This window comes from Pseudarthrobacter sp. 01T43, assembly GCF_056398665.1.
This window is the reverse complement of record NZ_JBFTPV010000017.1, coordinates 1-16,853: the sequence shown is the minus strand read 5'-3', so window position 1 is coordinate 16,853 and position 16,853 is coordinate 1. Positions and strand designations below refer to the sequence as shown.

Below are 16,853 nucleotides of genomic sequence, written 5' to 3'. Positions count from 1 at the left end.
TACGGTCGGTGCGACAGGGCCCCGGAGGAAATAGTTGATGCCTTGCGGCGTATATGTCGCTAGGGTGGGAGGCATGGTGACAGACGACGTATTTGCCGTCATTGCGGAAGCAACCCGACGCGACATTTTGGTATCCCTTCGCGCAGGGGACAAAGCAGTGGGGGAACTCGTAGAGGAGTTGTCAGCCAGCCAGCCCACCATCTCCAAGCACCTGAAAGTCCTCCGCGAGGCGCAGTTGGTCAGCATGCGTGCCCAGGGCCAGAAGCGCTATTACGCCCTGAACCCCAAACCGCTGGAGGGCATTGTCAGTTGGCTGGAACCGTTCGACGTCGGCCCGGCAGCTTCCGTCGCCAAGTCACCTGAGGTGCCCGCGGAGGAGCCCGGGAGCGGGGGTGCCGTCGGCATTCACGTCCCTGGTGACGCAGATGTGGCCGCCGTACTGGCACGCGAGGACGCTGAGCTGAGCCCCGCCGTCGTCATTCCTGGCGGCACCGCAGCCCCGCTCAGTGACGACACCGTGCCGCAGCAGATCGGCCGGACTGTTGGCCGCGCCGCGACGAAGGCCGCCGATCTGCTGGCGAACCTGCCCAACCTCCCCAAATTCGGCCGCAAAAAGTAGCCCCAACTAGGTAGCAGCACATGTCGTTATGAGCGCTCAAAATGACATGTGCTGCTACCTGGTTGGGGGCGGGGCTACTTGCTGAGCAGGCGGACGTGGTCCGGGGTGAGTTCAGAGATCCTGCTGACGCCGAGGAGAGCCATGGTGCGGGCCATGTCCTTTTCCAGGATCTCGATGGCCCGGTCCACGCCGGCGCGGCCGCCGGCCATGAGGCCGTACAGGTACGCGCGGCCGACCAGGGTAAAATCGGCGCCCAGGGCCAGTGCGGCAACAATGTCCGCGCCGCTCATGATGCCGGTGTCCAGGATGATCGCGGCGTCCGAGTTGTCCGCCTTCAGGGCTGCGGAAACCTCGGGAAGCAGGTGGAACGGGATGGGCGCGCGGTCCAGCTGGCGGCCGCCGTGGTTGGAGAGCACAATGCCGTCGGCGCCGTGGTCCACCACCTTGCGGGCGTCGTCCACGGTCTGGATGCCCTTGACCACCAGCTTGCCCTTCCAGGTTTCACGCAGCCAATCGAGGTCCTCGAAGGTGAGAGTGGGGTCGAACATGGAGTTGATGAGGTCGGCCACGGTTCCGGTGTAGCGCGAGAGCGAGGCGAACGTCAGCGGCTCGTGCGTGAGGAAGTTAAACCACCACGCCGGACGGTAGGAGGCATCCAGCACGGTCTTGATGGTCAGCGCCGGCGGGATGGTCATGCCGTTGCGGACGTCGCGGAGGCGGGCGCCTGCCACGGCCGTGTCCACGGTAACCATCAGGGTGTCGTTGCCGGCCTTGGCTGCACGCTCAATGAGCTCCAGCGAACGATCGCGGTCCGTCCACAGGTAGAGCTGGAACCAGTTGCGGCCGCTGGGCGCGGCCGCGGCCACGTCCTCGATGGAGGCCGTCCCCATCGTGGAGAGGGTGTAGGGGATGCCTGCGGCTTCGGCTGCCTGCGAGCCCGCGTATTCGCCCTCGGACTGCATCATCCGGGTGAAGCCGGTGGGGGCGATGCCCACGGGCAGCCGGGAGGGCTTGCCGAGGATCTCGGTGCCCAGATCGATCTTGGACACGTTGCGCAGGATGCCGGGCCGGAACTCGATGTCCAGGAAGGCTTCCCGGGCACGGCGCAGGGTGATTTCTTCCTCCGCGGCGCCGTCGGTGTAGTCGAACGGCGCCTGGGGTGTGCGGCGCTTGGCCATGTCGCGCAGTTCCCAGATGGTGCTGGCCCGCTTGAGCTTGGCGGCGCGGCTGAACTCCGGCTTCTTGAACTGCATCAGCGGGGCGAGATCCGAATATTTGGGCAGGCGGCGTTTGAGGGCCGCAGGTACAGCCGACGACGGCGAGGGTCGGGGAGCTGCCTCGGCGGCGGGAACGTCTGTGGCATCCGGAGCCGGGGTGGTCTCGGGATTGTTCGGCTGAATCGTGTGGGTCATGGCTTCCTCCGTCGATGGGCCGGCTGGGCCGGACACAGGTCACCCTGTGGTCTAACCACACTGTAATCTATGTGGTCCGACCACATCAACCACTATGGCGGTATGCGTACGGACCAACGTGTCCTGGCGTGGATCGAAAAGCAGCTCTCCGACGGCGAGGTGACAGTGCGTCGGGATTGCAGTTGGCGGCGGTGCCGGCGAAGAACGCTGCCGCCGCGTGTCATCTCGCGCTGGCGGGGGCGGGGTTCGAGGGGGCGGGGGCGGGGTTCGAGGGGGCGGGGCCGCTGCTGGCCCGGATTTCGAGGCGCGGCTGGTACCGGCTGCCCGGAGTTTCGTGGTCTTCGTGGCGGATCAGGGCCCGCAGTTGCTGCCAGGCCTTCGCGCCGAGTTCGGCAATGGGCACGGCAGCGGTGGTCAGGGTGGGCGTCGTGTACCGGGCGAAGGGGATGTCGTCGAAGCCGGTGACGGAGATGTCGCCCGGCACGTTGACGCCGCGTTCGTGCAGTCCGCTCATCAGGCCCATGGCTACGAGGTCGTTGAAGGCGAGGATGCCGGTGGCGCCGCTGGCCAGGACCGCGTCCACGGCCTCATGCCCGGTGTCAAAGTCTGAGCCGCCGTCGAGCATGGTGACTTCCACCTGCTGGTGGCTGGCCTTGAAGGCTGCCAGTCCTTGGAGCCGAAGGCCGTTGGAGGCGCTGCCCGCCGGACCGGCAAGGAACGCCAGCCGGGTGTGGCCGAGCCCCGCAAGGTGCTCGGCGAGGGCCTCGACCCCCTGCCCATAGTCCACCACCAGGCTGGGAATGCCAGGCGCCGTCGTCGTGCGGTTGATCAGCACCAGCGGGTGGAGGGAGGGCGCAATGTCCTCAAGCTCGGCGTCGCTCATGCGCGGCGCGCAGAGAACCAGTCCGTCGCAGCGCCGGCGGGCCTCGCCAGCCAGGATGGCCTCCTCGCTGGAGACTTCGAAGGAATCGGCGATCAGGACCCGGTAGCCGTCCTGGGCGGCGGCCCGGCTCAGGCCGCGGAGGATTGCCTGGAACGTGGGGTTGGCCAGATCCGGCACCACAATGCCGATGGTGTCTGTCTTTCCCAGGGCGAGGCTGCGTCCCACGGGGTTGGGCTGGTATTTGAGCTCGGCGGCGGCGGCCCGAACTCGCGCGGCGATGTCCCGGTCCACTGTGTAGTTCCCGTTCATCACGCGCGAGACCGTGGCGTGCGAAACCCCGGCCTTGACGGCAACATCCGCGATGCCGATCCTGCCCGTTGCCGATCTCCTGACCATGGCCTGCCTTTCGTAAGTTCCAGTGCCGTAAGTTCCGGTGCCGTAAGTTCCGGTGTCGTGAGCTCCCGTGACGGAGGCATTGTCCGGAGCCCCTGCTGAGAGACAGCATATATCGCTCTCAGAAACCGATTTCCACTCGTGCGCTCAGCCCGCAACGGGTTTCCTTGTGCCCGTACCCGGCCGAGTGAAAGAAAACGTTTTCTCCCAGAAAGGATAAGGGTTGACGGGACTATGCGTCTATTGATAGAAATTCTGTAGCGAACCGAGAAAACGCTTTCTCACTAAGGACTCCAGCCACTGGCGAACGGCAGTCCACCGAGCCACCACAAACGGCCGCTCAACGGTCGGTATTGAGCTTTCGAAAGGGACCCCCCATGGTCAACACAGCCGAATCGAGCACCGCCATCGCCGTCTCCGGTCCGCTGACCGGCAACGCAGCCGAAAGCAAAGCCCGCTTCGCCCTCATCGGCACCGGTGGACGCTCCGAAATGTACATCCGCGCGATTTACGGAAAGCACGCGGACACGGCTGAACTCGTGGCGTTCTCTGACGTCAACCCCGGCCGGGTGGGCTACTACCAGAAGCTCATCCAGGAACTCGGGGCGCAGGCTCCCGTTGCTTCGTTTGACCCCGCCGACCTCACCGCGTTCATCCAGGCGAACGACATCGACCGCGTGGTGGTGACCACGCCGGACTACACCCACGCCGACTACATCGTGGAGGCTCTCAACGCGGGTGCCGACGTTGTGGTTGAAAAACCGCTCACCATCGATGCCGAAGGCTGCCGTCGCATCACCCAAGCCGTGGCCGAGACCGGCCGCAACGTGGTGGTCACCTTCAATTACCGTTACTCACCCCGCAACAGCGCCCTCAAAGAGATCATTGAGAGTGGCGTCATCGGCAAGGTGACCTCCATCGACTTCAGCTGGGTCCTGGACACTGTCCACGGCGCCGACTACTTCCGCCGCTGGCACCGCGACAAGAAGAACTCCGGCGGCCTGCTGATCCACAAGGCGTCGCACCACTTCGATCTGGTCAACTGGTGGATCGACGATGTTCCCGAGCGCGTCTTCGCCTCGGGCGGGCTGAAGTTTTACGGCGACAAAAACGCCGCCGAGCGCGGCCTGGGTCCGCGTCCGGAGCGTGGAACGCCCGACGCCGGAAGCCCGGGTGCCCGGGACAACGCAGCCGAAAAGGACCCCTTCGCGCTGGACCTCCGCGACGATGAGCGGCTCAAAGCCCTGTTCCTGGACAACGAGCACTACGACGGCTACCGGCGCGACCAGGATGTCTTCACCGGCGGCATCACCATCGAAGACAACCTGGCCCTTGTGGTGGAGTACCAGGGCGGTCCGCGGCTGAGCTACTCCCTGAACGCCCACAGCCCGTGGGAGGGCTACCGCGTGTCCGTCAACGGCACCGAGGGCCGGGCTGAACTGGACGTGGTGGAACGCTCCGCCGTGGTCAGCAGCACCGACAAGAAGACCGTTGTGGACCCGAGCGCCACTCCCATCGAGGAGGACGACGCCGTGCGCCGGAACGGCGAACGGCTGGTGGTCCAGCGCCACTGGGAAGCTGCCTACGAGGTTCCCATCGTGAACGGTGAAGGCGGCCACGGCGGCGGCGACGAGCTGCTCCTCTCCGACCTCTTCAACGGGCCGGGCAAGGACCCGCTGGGCCGCCCGTCCGGCTACCTCGACGGCCTCCGTTCCGTGTCCGTGGGCATTGCCGGCAACCGCTCGCTCGAATCTTCCCTCCCGGTCCGCATCGAGGACCTGGACCTCGGCGCGGACCTCCGCCGGGCTTAGCGCGCCGAAAAGCTGCACGCCCAAAAACCTGAAGGAAACCAAGCATGAGCAAAATATTCGTCACCGGCGGCTCCGGCCGCCTCGGCCGCAGCGTTGTGGCAGGCCTCGCGGACGCGGGCCACGAAGTAATTTCGGTGGACCGCGATGCCCTTCCCGCGGACCAGCTGCCTGCCGGCGTGGTGCAGGAAACCGGGGACCTGCTGGCGCCGGGGGAGGCGCTGCGCCTCCTCCGGAAAACCGCGCCCGACGCCGTCATCCACCTCGCCGCGATCGCCGTACCGTTCAGCGCGCCGGAGGAGGTCATCTTCGCCACGAACACGCGCCTCGCCTACGCGGTCATCAGCGCGGCCACGGAACTGGGGATCGGCAAGATCGTGACCGCCAGCAGCCCCACGGTCCTGGGTTACGGTTCGCCGGCCGGCTGGCTGCCGGACAGTTTCCCGCTGGATGAGTCCACCACGCCCAGGCCCTGGAACGCCTACGCACTGTCCAAACTCATCGCCGAGCAGACCGTGCAGATGTTCGCCGCATCGCAAGGTGGGAAGATCCGCTACGCCGCGTTCCGGCCCTGCTATGTCATTTCGCCCGAGGAATGGGACGGCGCCCCCACGCAGCAGGGCCATACCCTCGCCGAACGCCTGGCCGACCCCGCACTGTCCGCCCCTGCGCTGTTCAATTACGTGGATGCCCGCGACGTGGCCGACTTCCTGGACCTGCTCCTGCAGAAGATGGACTCCATCCCCAACGGCGAGACCTTCTTCGTCGGGGCGGCGGATGCGCTGGCCACGGCGCCCTTGGCCGAACTGATGCCACAATTCCTGCCCGGAAGCGAAGCCTTGGCCGCCGGCCTGACCGGCACCAGCCCCGCCTTCTCGATTGCCAAGGCCCGCGAGCTGCTGGGCTGGGAGCCCCAGCGCAGCTGGCGGACCGAACTCAAAACAGGCACCAACCTCAACGACGAGACGTCCGTCACGCTGGTCACAGCGGGGGCCGGATCCAAGGAGACATCATGAAATTCCACGGCGTTTTATTCTTCCCCGTCACCCCTTTCACGCCGGAAGGTGCAGTTGACGTGCAGCTCCTCAAGGAGCACATCAGCTCCAGGCTCCCGTTCGGGCCGGGCGGCGTGTTTCCCGCCTGCGGTACCGGCGAGTTCCACGCCCTCAGCATCGACGAGGTGCGCACCGTCGTGAGCGCCGCCGTCGAAGTTGTGGCTGGTTCGGTGCCGGTTGTCGCCGGAGCCGGCGGGCCGTTGGGCCACGCGCTCGCTGCCGCCCGGGTGGCTGAGGAAGCCGGTGCCGACGCACTCCTGGTCCTGCCGCCGTACCTGGTCACCGGGCCCACTGACGGTTTGGTTGCCTACGTTGAAGCGGTGGCGGACGCCAGCAGCCTCCCGGTGATTGTGTACCACCGCGGCAACGCCAAGTTCACTGCCGCCGCCATGGCCCGGCTCGCCGGAAACCCCAAGGTGGTGGGCTTCAAGGACGGGCTGGGCGATGTAGGCCTGGCCCAGGAGATTGTCTCCGCTGTCCGGGCTACGGGCCGCGAGGACTTCGCCTTCTTCAACGGACTGTTGACTGCCGAACTGACCCAGGGCGCCTACCGTGGACTGGGCATCCCGCTCTACTCCTCGGCCGCGTTCGCGATGGCCCCGGAAATTGCCAAGGCGTACTACGACGCCTACATCGCCGGTGATGAGGACCGCCGCAACGCCCTGCTGGAAGGCTTCTACGCACCCCTGGTGCGGCTGCGCGACCAGACGCCGGGCTTCGGCGTCTCCCTGGTCAAGGCCGGCCTGCGGCTCAGCGGACTCCCTGTTGGTTCGGTCCGGCCGCCGCTGACGGACCCCACGGATGACCAGATGGTCCAGCTGAAGTCCATCCTGGCCAGGGGCTACGAGCTGGCCGGCCGCTGATGAGTGCGCCCGTCGCCGTCACGGAAGCCGTCCGGACTGCCCCGCTGATTGCAGGCTTGTCCACCCGGCTGCTGACCGTCCCGCTGCGGCGCAGTTGGGGAGTGGAGGCACCGGAAAACCATGTGCTCGTCACGGAGGTAAGAACGGACGACGGCGGCGCGGGGCATGGTTTTTCCTGGACGCCCACCATCGGCCCGCAGGCAGTCAAGGCCCTCCTCGACTACGACATCGCACCTTTCATCATGGGGCTGCCCGCCAACCCCGAGGTGGTGTGGGATGCGTTGTGGAAACGCCTGCATGAGGCCGGCGGCGGGGGACTGACCACCATCGCGATGGCCGGCGTCGACCTGGCCCTCTGGGATCTCCAGGCACGCCTGGCCGGCACGTCAGTCACCGGCCTGCTGGGTCAACGCCAGGAGTCCGCCGAGGTGTACGGGTCCGGTGTGAACCTGCATTACACCCTTGCGGAACTGGTGGCCCAGACCGAACGCTGGGTTGTCGCCGGACACCGGGCCGTCAAGATCAAGGTGGGCAGGCCCGACATCCGCGAGGACGCGGAGCGGGTGGCAGCTGTCAGGTCAGTGCTCGGCCCGGACGGCAAGCTTATGATCGACGCCAACCAGCGTTGGGACCTGCCCACCACTTTCAGGGCGCTGGACGTGCTCGGGGAGTACGGACTGGAGTGGCTCGAAGAGCCCATCCGGGCGGACGACCTCTGGGCATACCGCAGGTTGCGGAAGCATTCGCCGGTGCCCATCGCCCTCGGCGAAAACCTGCACACCATCTACCGCTTCCGCGATTTCATTGACGCGGAGGCGGTGGACATCATCCAGCCCAACATCATCCGGGTCGGCGGCATTACGCCGTTCCGGCGGATCGTGGAGCTGGCGCGGACCAACAGCATCCGGGTCATGCCGCATTTGCTGCCGGAGCTTTCCGGCCAGCTGGCGCTCACCCTGGCCGAGCCCACCCTGGTGGAGGACGTCGAGGATGCCTCCTTCGAACAACTCGGCATCCTTGCCGGGCCGTCGCCGGTCCGTTTCAGCAACAGCCGCCTCACCGTCACCAACCAGCCGGGACTGGGCTTCCGGTTTACCGACCACCCGGATAAACCCTCTCGCACATAATGTCGATGTACGCCAAACGCTCTCGCAGTCGATGCCGCTTCAACGAAAAAGCGCTCCCGCAGTCACAGACTGCGGGAGCGCTTCGTGTTCGGCTCCCGTTGAAGCCCGGCCACTGGTCCCGGTGTGCAGGTAGTGAGTGGGGGTTCGCCGAGGTCCCCTGCAGGTAGAGGGATGAGCTACAGCTGAAGCGTCACCGGCCGCTGCAGGCCGTTCACGGCCGAGACCGGCCAGCGCTCGTCCACGGTCAGGGCTTTCACGCCCGACTCGGTGAGCTGCACCGTGTCCTCGATCTTCACCCCGGGGCCCGACGGGTTCCACGTGAACGGCTGGTTCAGCACCACGGTATCGGTGACCGCTGCGGTGACCCGGGGATCACGGCCCGCATAGCCGGCAGGCCCGCCCTGGTGGTGCTGCTCCCACTGTTCCGCGCCGAAACCGTGGCGGACGTAGGCTGCCTTGAGCTCACCGAAGATGTGGTCCAGCCGGACGCCCGGCACCGTCGCGTCGAAGATGTCCGCCTCAACGGCAGCGATCCGGGACTCCGCGTCGCGCTCTCCGGGGGTCCCGCCGTCGAACCTTACCCAGCGGGTGATGTTGGCAACCAGGCCGTCCCGGCGCGCGCACACCACCGCCATGGCGCGGCGGCCCAGCGGAGCGTGCGTGGCCAGCGGGTGGCGGAACTCGCTGCGGGAGCTGCCGTTGCACAACAGCACCAGTGGCTCAGCGCCCGCGGCCACAACTCTGCCCGCCAGCGCGGACACGAGCTCGAATTCGGTGGTGTCCGGCCGTGCGTTGGACAGGACGTCGGTCAGCATGCCTGCAAGTTCCGCACCGAGGCGGGCGTAGCGTGCGCTCTCGGCCGGAAGCAGCTGCTGACGGGCGGCCCTCAGTTCGGTTGCCACTGCGGCCTCGGCCAGCGGGACGCCCGAACCAGCAACCGAGGAACGCCCGACGGCGGCAGCGGCCTCGTGCAGGTTCCCGTACCAGGGCACGGAATGGAGGGAGACTCCAGCGGGGAGCTCCTCGGCGGCCACCCTGCCGGCCTCGTTGTTGAACGTCACCAGGTGGTCGCCATCCCGGTCCACAAGCAGCGCGGCAATGGGATCGCCCGCGAGGCTGATGTGCACCCGGCTGCCGTCGAGGTACCAGGTCAGCGCCGTGTGCGTGGTCAGGAGCAACGAGTCCTCGCCCTTGGCGTCAAGGATGTCCAGGACCCTTCGCCGTTTGATGGCCCGGTCCGCGGCGGAGGCGGGCGCCGTGCGGCGCGTGCTGCCTGCCGGGCCCGCGGCTGCGTTCAGCTGCGACGACGGAGTGGTGGCTACGGTTGTTGTCTGGCTCATAAGCTGGTTCCCCAATGGTCTGGTCAAAGCTTCGTTATCAAGGTCTGGATGTCTTCGGTGCTCAAAAATCCGTCGGCGATATACACCGTGACGCTCCGCCGCACCGGCTTGGCAGGTTCAGCAGCGACCGGCGCATCCCACGCCAGCGACTGGCCAACACCTGGGTAGCCGTCCACCCGGACAAACCACGGGTCCGTGGAACCTTCCGCCGCGACGAACACCAGCGTGGCGGGACTTTCACTCGCGTTGAACTTGCCGGACCAGGCGAGCCACGGGGTCACTTGCCCGTGCACGGCCAACTCGCCTCGAAGAGCGCCTCCGGTCCCGCCGGGTGCCCGGACAGAGGCCTCGGCGCATGCAGGCAGGCGCCAGAAGAAGCCGCCGTATCCGCCTCCCGCGCGGCCATTGGAACCCGGGCTGCCCAAACTGACAGGCCGGTCGCCAGCGGGCGAAAGTGCGAAGTCCAGTGAGAGACGCCAGGCGGAGGGGCCTGCTGATGCCCAGGTCCAGGTGCGCTGTTCGGTGAGGACGGGGGCGCCGTCGGGCCCGTTCCACGAGAGGGTTTCCGCCAGGAGACCCTCTCGCTCGGTCTGTTCCCCCGTACGGACAATGCTGCCGTGGTCGTGCCGCCAGACGTATTCGCCCGCGGCCCGCGTGTACGTGCGGCCGCCCCAAAAGTTGACGCCGTCCACATCCTGCAGGGCCACTCCGACGCCCAGGTGCCAGACGTGATCGAGGGGCTGGTGGTCCGTGATAACTGTCCCGGCCAGGGTGCGGACCGGGTGGAGATAGGGGCGGGGCGAGGAGGCCGCGCGGACACGGCTGCCGTCCTGGTATTCAGCTACGGGCCGGCCGTCGACGGTGAACGTCCGGGCCGGCGGCAAACTGGAGGCCCAGGGGACGCCCAGTTCCGCGAAGGTGGCCTGCGCCTTGGCTGCGCGGTCCATCAGCTCCGGGATGCCGTGGACGACGGGGTGCGCATCGTCGCCGCTGCCCTCCCAGGTGACGTGCTCGGAACTGATTTCCTGCGGATCCTGCGCGGTGCGGATGGCTTCCAGCACCGAGGTGAACGCGCCGGTATCGGCCAGGGAACTCAGCAACCGGGCGCGGGAATGCCGTGCCGCGAGCAGGTTCTCCAGCAGGTCAGTCCGGCCGAAGACTTCACGGCGCTCGCCGTCCGGTGTGGTGGTGACGACCTCGTCCTCGGTGTAGAAAAACCTTATCTCGCCCAGGGTGCCGTGGACCGTCACGGAGGGGCTCCGCTGTTCCGGTGCGCACAATGTGAGGGCGCAGAGCAGGGTCTGCCCGGCGGCGGTGCGGACGCGGATCACGGAGGTATCGTCGCTCTGGGTGTTGTGGGCGCGGTAAAGGTCGGTGTCAACCGAGGCGACGTCGGCCACGGTGTGCGCGCCAGCCACGTGCAGCCCGGTGGCAACCGCATGGGCAAGCGCGTTGGTGGCCACGCCGTCCACCACGTCGGTGCCATCAATGCTGCGTTTGCCCGCCCAGCGTGAGCGTTTGAAGTATCCCTTGGACCGAACCCACATTCCTTGGGCGCTGAGGCCGAGGACCTCGCCGATCTCACCGGACTCGACGGCGTTGCGGATCGCGGGCAGCGCGTGTGATCCAAGGCTCTGGAATCCGACCTGCACCAGCCGCCCCGACGCGTCGGCGGCTGCCAGCAGGTCACGGAACTGCGCCATGGACGACACCGGAGGCTTTTCAACGTACACATCGGATCCGGCGGCCAGCGCGGCCAGCGCCAGTGGTGAGTGGGTCTGGATGGGCGTGGCCAGAATGACCACGTCAGGTGCCGAGCCCGCCGCCAGCAACTCCTCCAGGCTGCTGAAGACCGCCACGGATCCGCCGAGCGCACCGTCCTGTGGTGGGTTGGGGTCGGCAACTGCCACAAGCTCGACGACGCCGTCCTCCGTGAGGCGCGCAAGGTTGGCCAGATGCCGCTCACCGAAGCCGTGCACGCCTACCAGCGCGACGCGGGGGAGGGCCGTTGTGGCCGGGATGCCGGGCGCCGGGGCGATGCGGCTGGCCGGGCTGGCCGTTTGCTGGGTCATCAGTGTCCTTGGTGGCTGGGCGGTGAGCGGGGCTGGGAGGAGGGGACGCCGTCGTGCGTTCCTTTCTTGTGTACTCCAAAGTGCAAATTTAGTGCGGAGCAACCCCGCGAGGGAGTGCGAAGTGAGCCTGGGAGGGTCTTCGGAATGCCTCGACAGAAAACGCTTTCTCAAAAATTAGCAAAGGCCTGTACAGCAGTCAAGAAACCGTTTACTTTGGTAGGTAACCGCTTTCCCGACAACCGCGGGAGGGAGGCCGGATCCGGAGTCGGAGTACTAGCCATATCCGGGCTGAGCCTGCCACCGAAAGCGGTATGGCACTGGATCGCATCGGGTGATTGCCCAGTTATGCGGTCAACCGATGTGCGGGCCCACCTGGACTGCGCACTCATCCATGCCGGCTGATGCACGTCGCCGGAGCGATCACACATAACGTGGAGGGCCACGATGACCAAAGGAGACCACATGGCCGCTAATCCCATTCCCAGGGGGCTGCCCCCGGAAGGGCTCTGTTTCGAAGACCTCGGTCCGGAAGGACTCCGTCCAGAAGACTTTCGTCCAGAAGACTTTCGTCCAGAGGGGCGCCGTCCCGAGGGGCTTTGTCCTGAGGGCACGTTCGCAGCAGACTCCCGGGGCGACGGCAGGGTGCCGGAATGAGCGCCATCGGCGAACTGACCACGCTCAAACGGCGCAAGGGCCCGCTGTCCGCAGCGGAGAAAAAGGCGAACGGCAGGGATAACAAGGCCGCGTACATTTTTCTGCTCCCGTGGCTGGTAGGCCTAGTGGCCATCACCATCGGACCGATGCTGATGTCGCTGTATCTGTCCTTCACGGACTACAACCTGCTGCAACCGCCGGAATGGACGGGGCTGGACAACTTCGTCCGGATGTTCGGCGACGCCCGCCTGCACAACTCGCTGGGCGTGACGTTCACCTACGTCTTTGTTGGTGTGCCGCTGCAGCTCGGTGTGGCGTTGCTCATCGCACTGGTGCTGGACAAGGGTCTGCGCGGGCTGCCGTTCTACCGCTCCGTGTTCTACCTGCCGTCCCTGCTGGGTGGTTCGGTGGCTGTTGCCATCCTGTGGAAGCAGATCTTCGGCACCACCGGCCTGGTCAATCAGGCACTGGCCCTTTTCGGCATCGAGGGTCCGGGCTGGATTTCCGATCCGAGCACGGCGTTGGGATCAATCATCCTGCTGCACGTCTGGACGTTCGGTGCACCGATGATCATCTTCCTGGCCGGCCTCCGGCAGATTCCGGTGATGTATTACGAGGCCGCAAGGGTGGACGGCGCCAGCACGCTCCAGCAGTTCTGGCGGATCACGCTTCCGATGCTCAGCCCCATCATTTTCTTCAACCTGGTGCTCCAGATCATCGGATCCTTCCAGTCCTTCACGCAGGCGTTCATCGTTTCCGGCGGCAACGGCGGCCCCTCGGACTCCACGATGTTCTTCACGCTGTACCTGTACCAGAAGGGCTTCGGCCAGTTCGACATGGGCTACGCCTCCGCCATGGCGTGGTTCCTGCTGGTCATCATCGGTGTGTTCACCGCCATCAACTTCATCGCTGCAAAGTATTGGGTTTTCTATGACGACTAAACTTGAGACGCTGCCCGCCCCGGACAAGAACAACGCCGGCGCCGGTACGCCCACGAACCACCGCAAGCCCAAAAAGGTCCGGGAATCCCGCGGGACCCTTGCATTCAGCCGCTCCGCCCGCACCAAGGCGCTGGTCAAGCACGCCATCCTGATCCTGGCCGGCGGACTGATGATCTACCCCTTGTTGTGGATGGTGGTTTCGTCGCTGCGGCCCAACGACCTCATTTTCAAGGACCCCGGGCTCTGGCTGAGCACTCTGGAAATGAGCAACTACACCGGCGGCTGGTCCGCGCTGACGCACCCGTTTGGCCATTACATGCTGAACTCAGCCATCGTGGTGATTGGGTCCATCCTGGGCAATCTCATCTCCTGCTCCATGGCTGCTTACGCGTTTGCCCGGCTGCAGTTCTCCGGCAAGAAGCTGTTCTTCGGCATCATGCTGCTGACCATCATGCTTCCGTTCCATGTGGTGATCGTGCCGCAGTACATCCTGTTTTCGCAGATCGGCTGGGTTAATACGTTCTGGCCGCTCATCGTGCCCAAGCTCCTGGCGACAGACGCGTTCTTTGTTTTCCTGATGGTCCAGTTCATCCGCGGCATCCCCAAGGATCTGGATGAGGCGGCGAGGATCGACGGCGCCGGCCACCCGCGCATCTTCCTGCGGGTCATCCTGCCGCTCATGGTGCCGGCCCTTGCCACTACCACCATTTTCACCTTCATCTGGACCTGGAACGATTTCTTCGGCGCACTTATTTACCTGACGGACCCGGACATGTTCACCGTTCCGGTGGCACTGCGCGCCTTCGTGGATTCGCAGTCCGCCACCAGTTGGGGATCGCTGTTCGCCATGTCTATCGTGTCGCTGCTTCCGGTGTTCCTGGTGTTCCTTTTTGGGCAGCGGTTCCTGATCAAGGGCATCGCCACCACGGGCATCAAATAACCCCTTGTCATACAAGTAGTGGACTTGTAGTATTAAGTTCAGAAAACGCTTTCTCACGTAATTCCTCCCTTAATAGATCAAAGAAGATCGGAGTACCCAGTGCCGCTTTTCCCTCGCTCTAACGCTGCTGGCACGAACGGTTCGGCAGCTGATTCATCCTCCCGCCCAAGGCCCCGCATGCGTAAGGCAGGTGTAATTGCCGCGGCAGCCGCCGTCGTGATGGCCCTCGGCGCCTGCGGTGGGGGAGCCACCGCTAAGAGCGACGGCGGACCCGTTGAACTGCGCTTCTCCTGGTGGGGAAGCGATAAGCGGGCGCAGGTGACGCAGGCCGCGATCGCCGCATTTGAAGCTGAGAACCMCAACATCAAAATCAAGCCGGAGTACGGCGACTGGAGCGGATACTGGGACAAGCTCGCCACCCAGGTCGCAGCCAATGATGCCCCGGACATCATCCAGATGGACGAGAAATACATCACCGAGTACTCAACGCGCGGTGCGCTGCTGGATCTTTCGAAGTACAACATCGACACCTCCAAGCTGGACGAGGCGGCCCTTAACGCCGGCAAGGGCCAGAAGGGCCTGACCGGTATCGCTGCMGGCATCAATGCCGCCACGATTCTGGCAAACCCTGCCGTGTTCAAAGCCGCCGGAGTCGCGCTTCCGGACGACAAGACCTGGACCTGGGACGACTTCGGTCGCATCGCTGCCGAGGTGACGGCCAAATCGCCGAAGGGCACGTATGGCGCCGCCGCCTATGGCACCGACGAGGCGTCGCTGGGAGTGTGGCTCCGGCAGAATGGCAAAACCCTCTACACCAACGACGGCAAGCTGGGCTTCGAGCCGCGCGACATCGCCGAGTGGTGGGCTAACCTGAAGGCCCTTAGTGAGAAGAAGGCTGTGCCTACGGCCTCGGAGGTAGTCGAAGCTGAGGCTGCACCGCTTGACCAGAGTGGCCTGGCCACCGGCAAGAACGGGCTCGCGTTCTGGTGGTCCAACCAACTGCCGGCCCTGGAGAAGGCCGCCGGCTCGGAGCTGCAGATCCTCCGGTTCCCGTCCACCACAGGCAAGGCCGCCGACGCCAAGCTCTGGTACAAGGCGTCCCAGTTCTGGTCCGCTTCGTCCCGCACCAAGCACCCTGAGGAAACCGCCAAGTTCATCAACTTCCTGACCAACAGCGAAAAGGCCGGCGCGGCACTGCTGGCGGACCGCGGCGTGTACCCGAACTCCGACGTCCGGGCAGCCATTGAGCCCAAGCTGACCCCCGCTGACATCAAGGTGGTCAAGTTTATTGATCAGATCAAGGATGAGCTCGGCGAGGCTCCGGCTCCGCCGCCGAAGGGCGCGGGCGCGATCCAGGAAATCGTCAAGCGCTACACCTCCGAGGTCCTCTTCAACCGCCTGTCAACGGACGACGCCGGCAAGAAGGCCGTGGACGAGATGAAGTCCGCCATCAGCTAGACAGCACACCGATGCATCCGTCCGGTCCCCCTTGAGGGGACCCGGTCCTCTCGCAGGAGCGTACGACGGCGAGTGGTCACCACAGTCCCGGCTGGAACCCTTTGTTCCAGCCGGGACTTCGGCATTTAAGGGCCAAGGCTGGGGTGCTCAAGGTGCGTGGACTAGGTGCGGCTTTCCCGGCGGCCATCTGTAGACCGGTGCCGGTCCTTGTGGTCCACTGGGAGCAGTTCAATTCATGGGGGGAGAACGTGAAGGCATTCAACCGCCCGGGCGGACGCGCCGCGGCGCTGTCAATACTTTTGGCGCTGGCGCTCCTGGCGACGGGTTGCGCAGAGGGCGTACCGGGAGGAACTGCGACGCCTCAGACCTGGGTCCTTTCAGCTCCTGCCGAGACTCAAGTGGCGTCGGCCCATGCAGACGCCACTTCGCCGTCGGGGCAGGCGTCGGGGGCGCCGGTGCAGGTGATCACCATTCCGTTGGGCAAACAGACTGACGATGTCGAGGCGAGATTGCCGATCAACGGATACTTCGCACGGCCGGGTATGGAAATTACCTACGACGCATCAGGGTCCCTCGGCGTTGTTGTGAAGTATGAATGGGACGTGGACGGGGACGGACGCTACGACCGGACCACCAATGATCCGATACTCAAGCACACTTACGTTAAGACGTTTGAGGGAGTGGTGATTCTGCGCGTCACCGGCATCGCCGGTGGCACTGACACGTTGGAGACGCCGGTTCGCATCAGCACTGCGCCGTCGCAGCCGCGGTTGGCGGCTCCTTCAAATGTTCGCGTCGAGGTTCTCTCCACGGTGGGGCGGATCAGTGAGGTCAAATTGAGTTGGGAGTCTGCTGATCCGGCGGTCTACAGGTGGGGGGTGACTATTGATGGCTTCCCGGCCGGCATGGTCGAAGGGTCGGCCCGATCCGCGAACGTTACGGAGGTGCACCGCGAAAAGGACGTCCGGATTGAGGTCTTGGGCTTTACGGCCGACGGTGCCATGGGGGATCGGGCGGGTCCTGTCCTGGCCGCCGTCAAGTAGTCGGACTGCCTCCCCGAATTCATGGTGTCGTCCGGATTCCGCGCGGTGCAGTGTCGTTGCCCTTGACGGGCTGCCTCATTCCAGTTGCTTTCTTTGGCGCTGCCTTGGTGTTTATTCGCGTTGGGGTGGTGGGGGTGGTTTGAAGTAGTGGTTTTGTTGGGGTTTTTGGGTGGGGTCGATGTGGCGTGGGGGTGTGAACCAGGGGATGTTGTTTCGGGTGTGGATGGTCCATTGTTCTTTGTGGA

General features: G+C 65.3%; 13 protein-coding genes. 9 read left to right on the top strand and 4 right to left on the bottom strand.

Translation table 11 applies throughout. The features are described from left to right. The first annotated feature begins 73 nt into the window (after positions 1-73). Complete coding sequence (locus AC1DIM_RS14680) at positions 74-619, top strand: ArsR/SmtB family transcription factor (RefSeq protein WP_477711234.1); 546 nt, start codon at positions 74-76, stop codon at positions 617-619. Between the two features lie 74 nt (positions 620-693). Here the strand turns inward: AC1DIM_RS14680 and AC1DIM_RS14675 are convergent, their stop codons facing one another. Together AC1DIM_RS14675 and AC1DIM_RS14670 are read right to left on the bottom strand one after the other, a co-directional pair. Beyond that, positions 694-2,031 carry an alpha-hydroxy acid oxidase gene (locus AC1DIM_RS14675; protein ID WP_477711233.1) on the bottom strand — a complete coding sequence of 446 codons (1,338 nt, stop codon included), beginning with the start codon at positions 2,029-2,031 and terminating at the stop codon, positions 694-696. Between the two features lie 220 nt (positions 2,032-2,251). Continuing rightward, positions 2,252-3,310 carry a LacI family DNA-binding transcriptional regulator gene (locus AC1DIM_RS14670; protein WP_477711232.1) on the bottom strand — a complete coding sequence of 353 codons (1,059 nt, stop codon included), beginning with the start codon at positions 3,308-3,310 and terminating at the stop codon, positions 2,252-2,254. Positions 3,311-3,684: 374 nt separating this feature from the next. Between AC1DIM_RS14670 and AC1DIM_RS14665 the strand changes: the two genes are divergently transcribed. Genes AC1DIM_RS14665 through AC1DIM_RS14650 form a run of 4 tightly spaced genes read left to right on the top strand, consistent with a single transcriptional unit; the run spans position 3,685 to position 8,160 of the window. Then, positions 3,685-5,118 carry a Gfo/Idh/MocA family protein gene (locus tag AC1DIM_RS14665; RefSeq protein ID WP_477711231.1) on the top strand — a complete coding sequence of 478 codons (1,434 nt, stop codon included), beginning with the start codon at positions 3,685-3,687 and terminating at the stop codon, positions 5,116-5,118. Positions 5,119-5,162: 44 nt separating this feature from the next. After that, positions 5,163-6,131, top strand: coding sequence for an NAD-dependent epimerase/dehydratase family protein (locus AC1DIM_RS14660; protein WP_477711230.1), 969 nt, complete (start codon positions 5,163-5,165; stop codon positions 6,129-6,131). Continuing rightward, positions 6,128-7,033 (top strand): 5-dehydro-4-deoxyglucarate dehydratase, encoded by a 906-nt coding sequence (locus tag AC1DIM_RS14655; RefSeq protein ID WP_477711229.1) that lies wholly within the window; start codon positions 6,128-6,130, stop codon positions 7,031-7,033. The genes AC1DIM_RS14660 and AC1DIM_RS14655 overlap by 4 nt, the downstream gene beginning before the upstream one ends. Next, positions 7,033-8,160, top strand: coding sequence for a mandelate racemase/muconate lactonizing enzyme family protein (locus AC1DIM_RS14650; protein WP_477711228.1), 1,128 nt, complete (start codon positions 7,033-7,035; stop codon positions 8,158-8,160). The genes AC1DIM_RS14655 and AC1DIM_RS14650 overlap by 1 nt, the downstream gene beginning before the upstream one ends. Positions 8,161-8,336: 176 nt before the next feature. Here the strand turns inward: AC1DIM_RS14650 and AC1DIM_RS14645 are convergent, their stop codons facing one another. Further along, the gene (locus AC1DIM_RS14645; RefSeq protein ID WP_477711227.1) at positions 8,337-9,500 is read right to left on the bottom strand and encodes a M24 family metallopeptidase; all 1,164 of its coding nucleotides are present in this window, start codon (positions 9,498-9,500) and stop codon (positions 8,337-8,339) included. Between the two features lie 23 nt (positions 9,501-9,523). After that, positions 9,524-11,572 (bottom strand): DUF6807 family protein, encoded by a 2,049-nt coding sequence (locus tag AC1DIM_RS14640; protein ID WP_477711226.1) that lies wholly within the window; start codon positions 11,570-11,572, stop codon positions 9,524-9,526. Between the two features lie 650 nt (positions 11,573-12,222). Between AC1DIM_RS14640 and AC1DIM_RS14635 the strand changes: the two genes are divergently transcribed. The 4 genes from AC1DIM_RS14635 to AC1DIM_RS14620 all read left to right on the top strand — a co-directional run bounded on the left by AC1DIM_RS14635 (position 12,223) and on the right by AC1DIM_RS14620 (position 16,608). Further along, positions 12,223-13,167: a carbohydrate ABC transporter permease gene (locus AC1DIM_RS14635; protein WP_477711225.1), complete on the top strand. Its 945-nt coding sequence runs from the start codon at positions 12,223-12,225 to the stop codon at positions 13,165-13,167. Then, positions 13,157-14,107 (top strand): carbohydrate ABC transporter permease, encoded by a 951-nt coding sequence (locus AC1DIM_RS14630; RefSeq protein ID WP_477711224.1) that lies wholly within the window; start codon positions 13,157-13,159, stop codon positions 14,105-14,107. Before AC1DIM_RS14635 ends, AC1DIM_RS14630 begins: the two co-directional genes overlap by 11 nt. 177 nt (positions 14,108-14,284) lie before the next feature. Beyond that, positions 14,285-15,565, top strand: coding sequence for an ABC transporter substrate-binding protein (locus AC1DIM_RS14625; RefSeq protein WP_477711223.1), 1,281 nt, complete (start codon positions 14,285-14,287; stop codon positions 15,563-15,565). 248 nt (positions 15,566-15,813) lie between these two features. Further along, positions 15,814-16,608, top strand: coding sequence for a hypothetical protein (locus AC1DIM_RS14620; protein ID WP_477711222.1), 795 nt, complete (start codon positions 15,814-15,816; stop codon positions 16,606-16,608). Positions 16,609-16,853: the final 245 nt, after the last annotated feature.

Bases quoted from the DNA above. Each gene is read 5' to 3' on its own strand.
- AC1DIM_RS14680 (WP_477711234.1), top strand. From the start codon at position 74: ATGGTGACAGACGACGTATTTGCCGTCATTGCGGAAGCAACCCGACGC.
- AC1DIM_RS14650 (WP_477711228.1), top strand. From the start codon at position 7,033: ATGAGTGCGCCCGTCGCCGTCACGGAAGCCGTCCGGACTGCCCCGCTG.
- AC1DIM_RS14630 (WP_477711224.1), top strand. From the start codon at position 13,157: ATGACGACTAAACTTGAGACGCTGCCCGCCCCGGACAAGAACAACGCC.
- AC1DIM_RS14640 (WP_477711226.1), bottom strand. From the start codon at position 11,572: ATGACCCAGCAAACGGCCAGCCCGGCCAGCCGCATCGCCCCGGCGCCC.
- AC1DIM_RS14660 (WP_477711230.1), top strand. From the start codon at position 5,163: ATGAGCAAAATATTCGTCACCGGCGGCTCCGGCCGCCTCGGCCGCAGC.
- AC1DIM_RS14670 (WP_477711232.1), bottom strand. From the start codon at position 3,310: ATGGTCAGGAGATCGGCAACGGGCAGGATCGGCATCGCGGATGTTGCC.
- AC1DIM_RS14655 (WP_477711229.1), top strand. From the start codon at position 6,128: ATGAAATTCCACGGCGTTTTATTCTTCCCCGTCACCCCTTTCACGCCG.
- AC1DIM_RS14675 (WP_477711233.1), bottom strand. From the start codon at position 2,031: ATGACCCACACGATTCAGCCGAACAATCCCGAGACCACCCCGGCTCCG.
- AC1DIM_RS14665 (WP_477711231.1), top strand. From the start codon at position 3,685: ATGGTCAACACAGCCGAATCGAGCACCGCCATCGCCGTCTCCGGTCCG.
- AC1DIM_RS14645 (WP_477711227.1), bottom strand. From the start codon at position 9,500: ATGAGCCAGACAACAACCGTAGCCACCACTCCGTCGTCGCAGCTGAAC.
- AC1DIM_RS14635 (WP_477711225.1), top strand. From the start codon at position 12,223: ATGAGCGCCATCGGCGAACTGACCACGCTCAAACGGCGCAAGGGCCCG.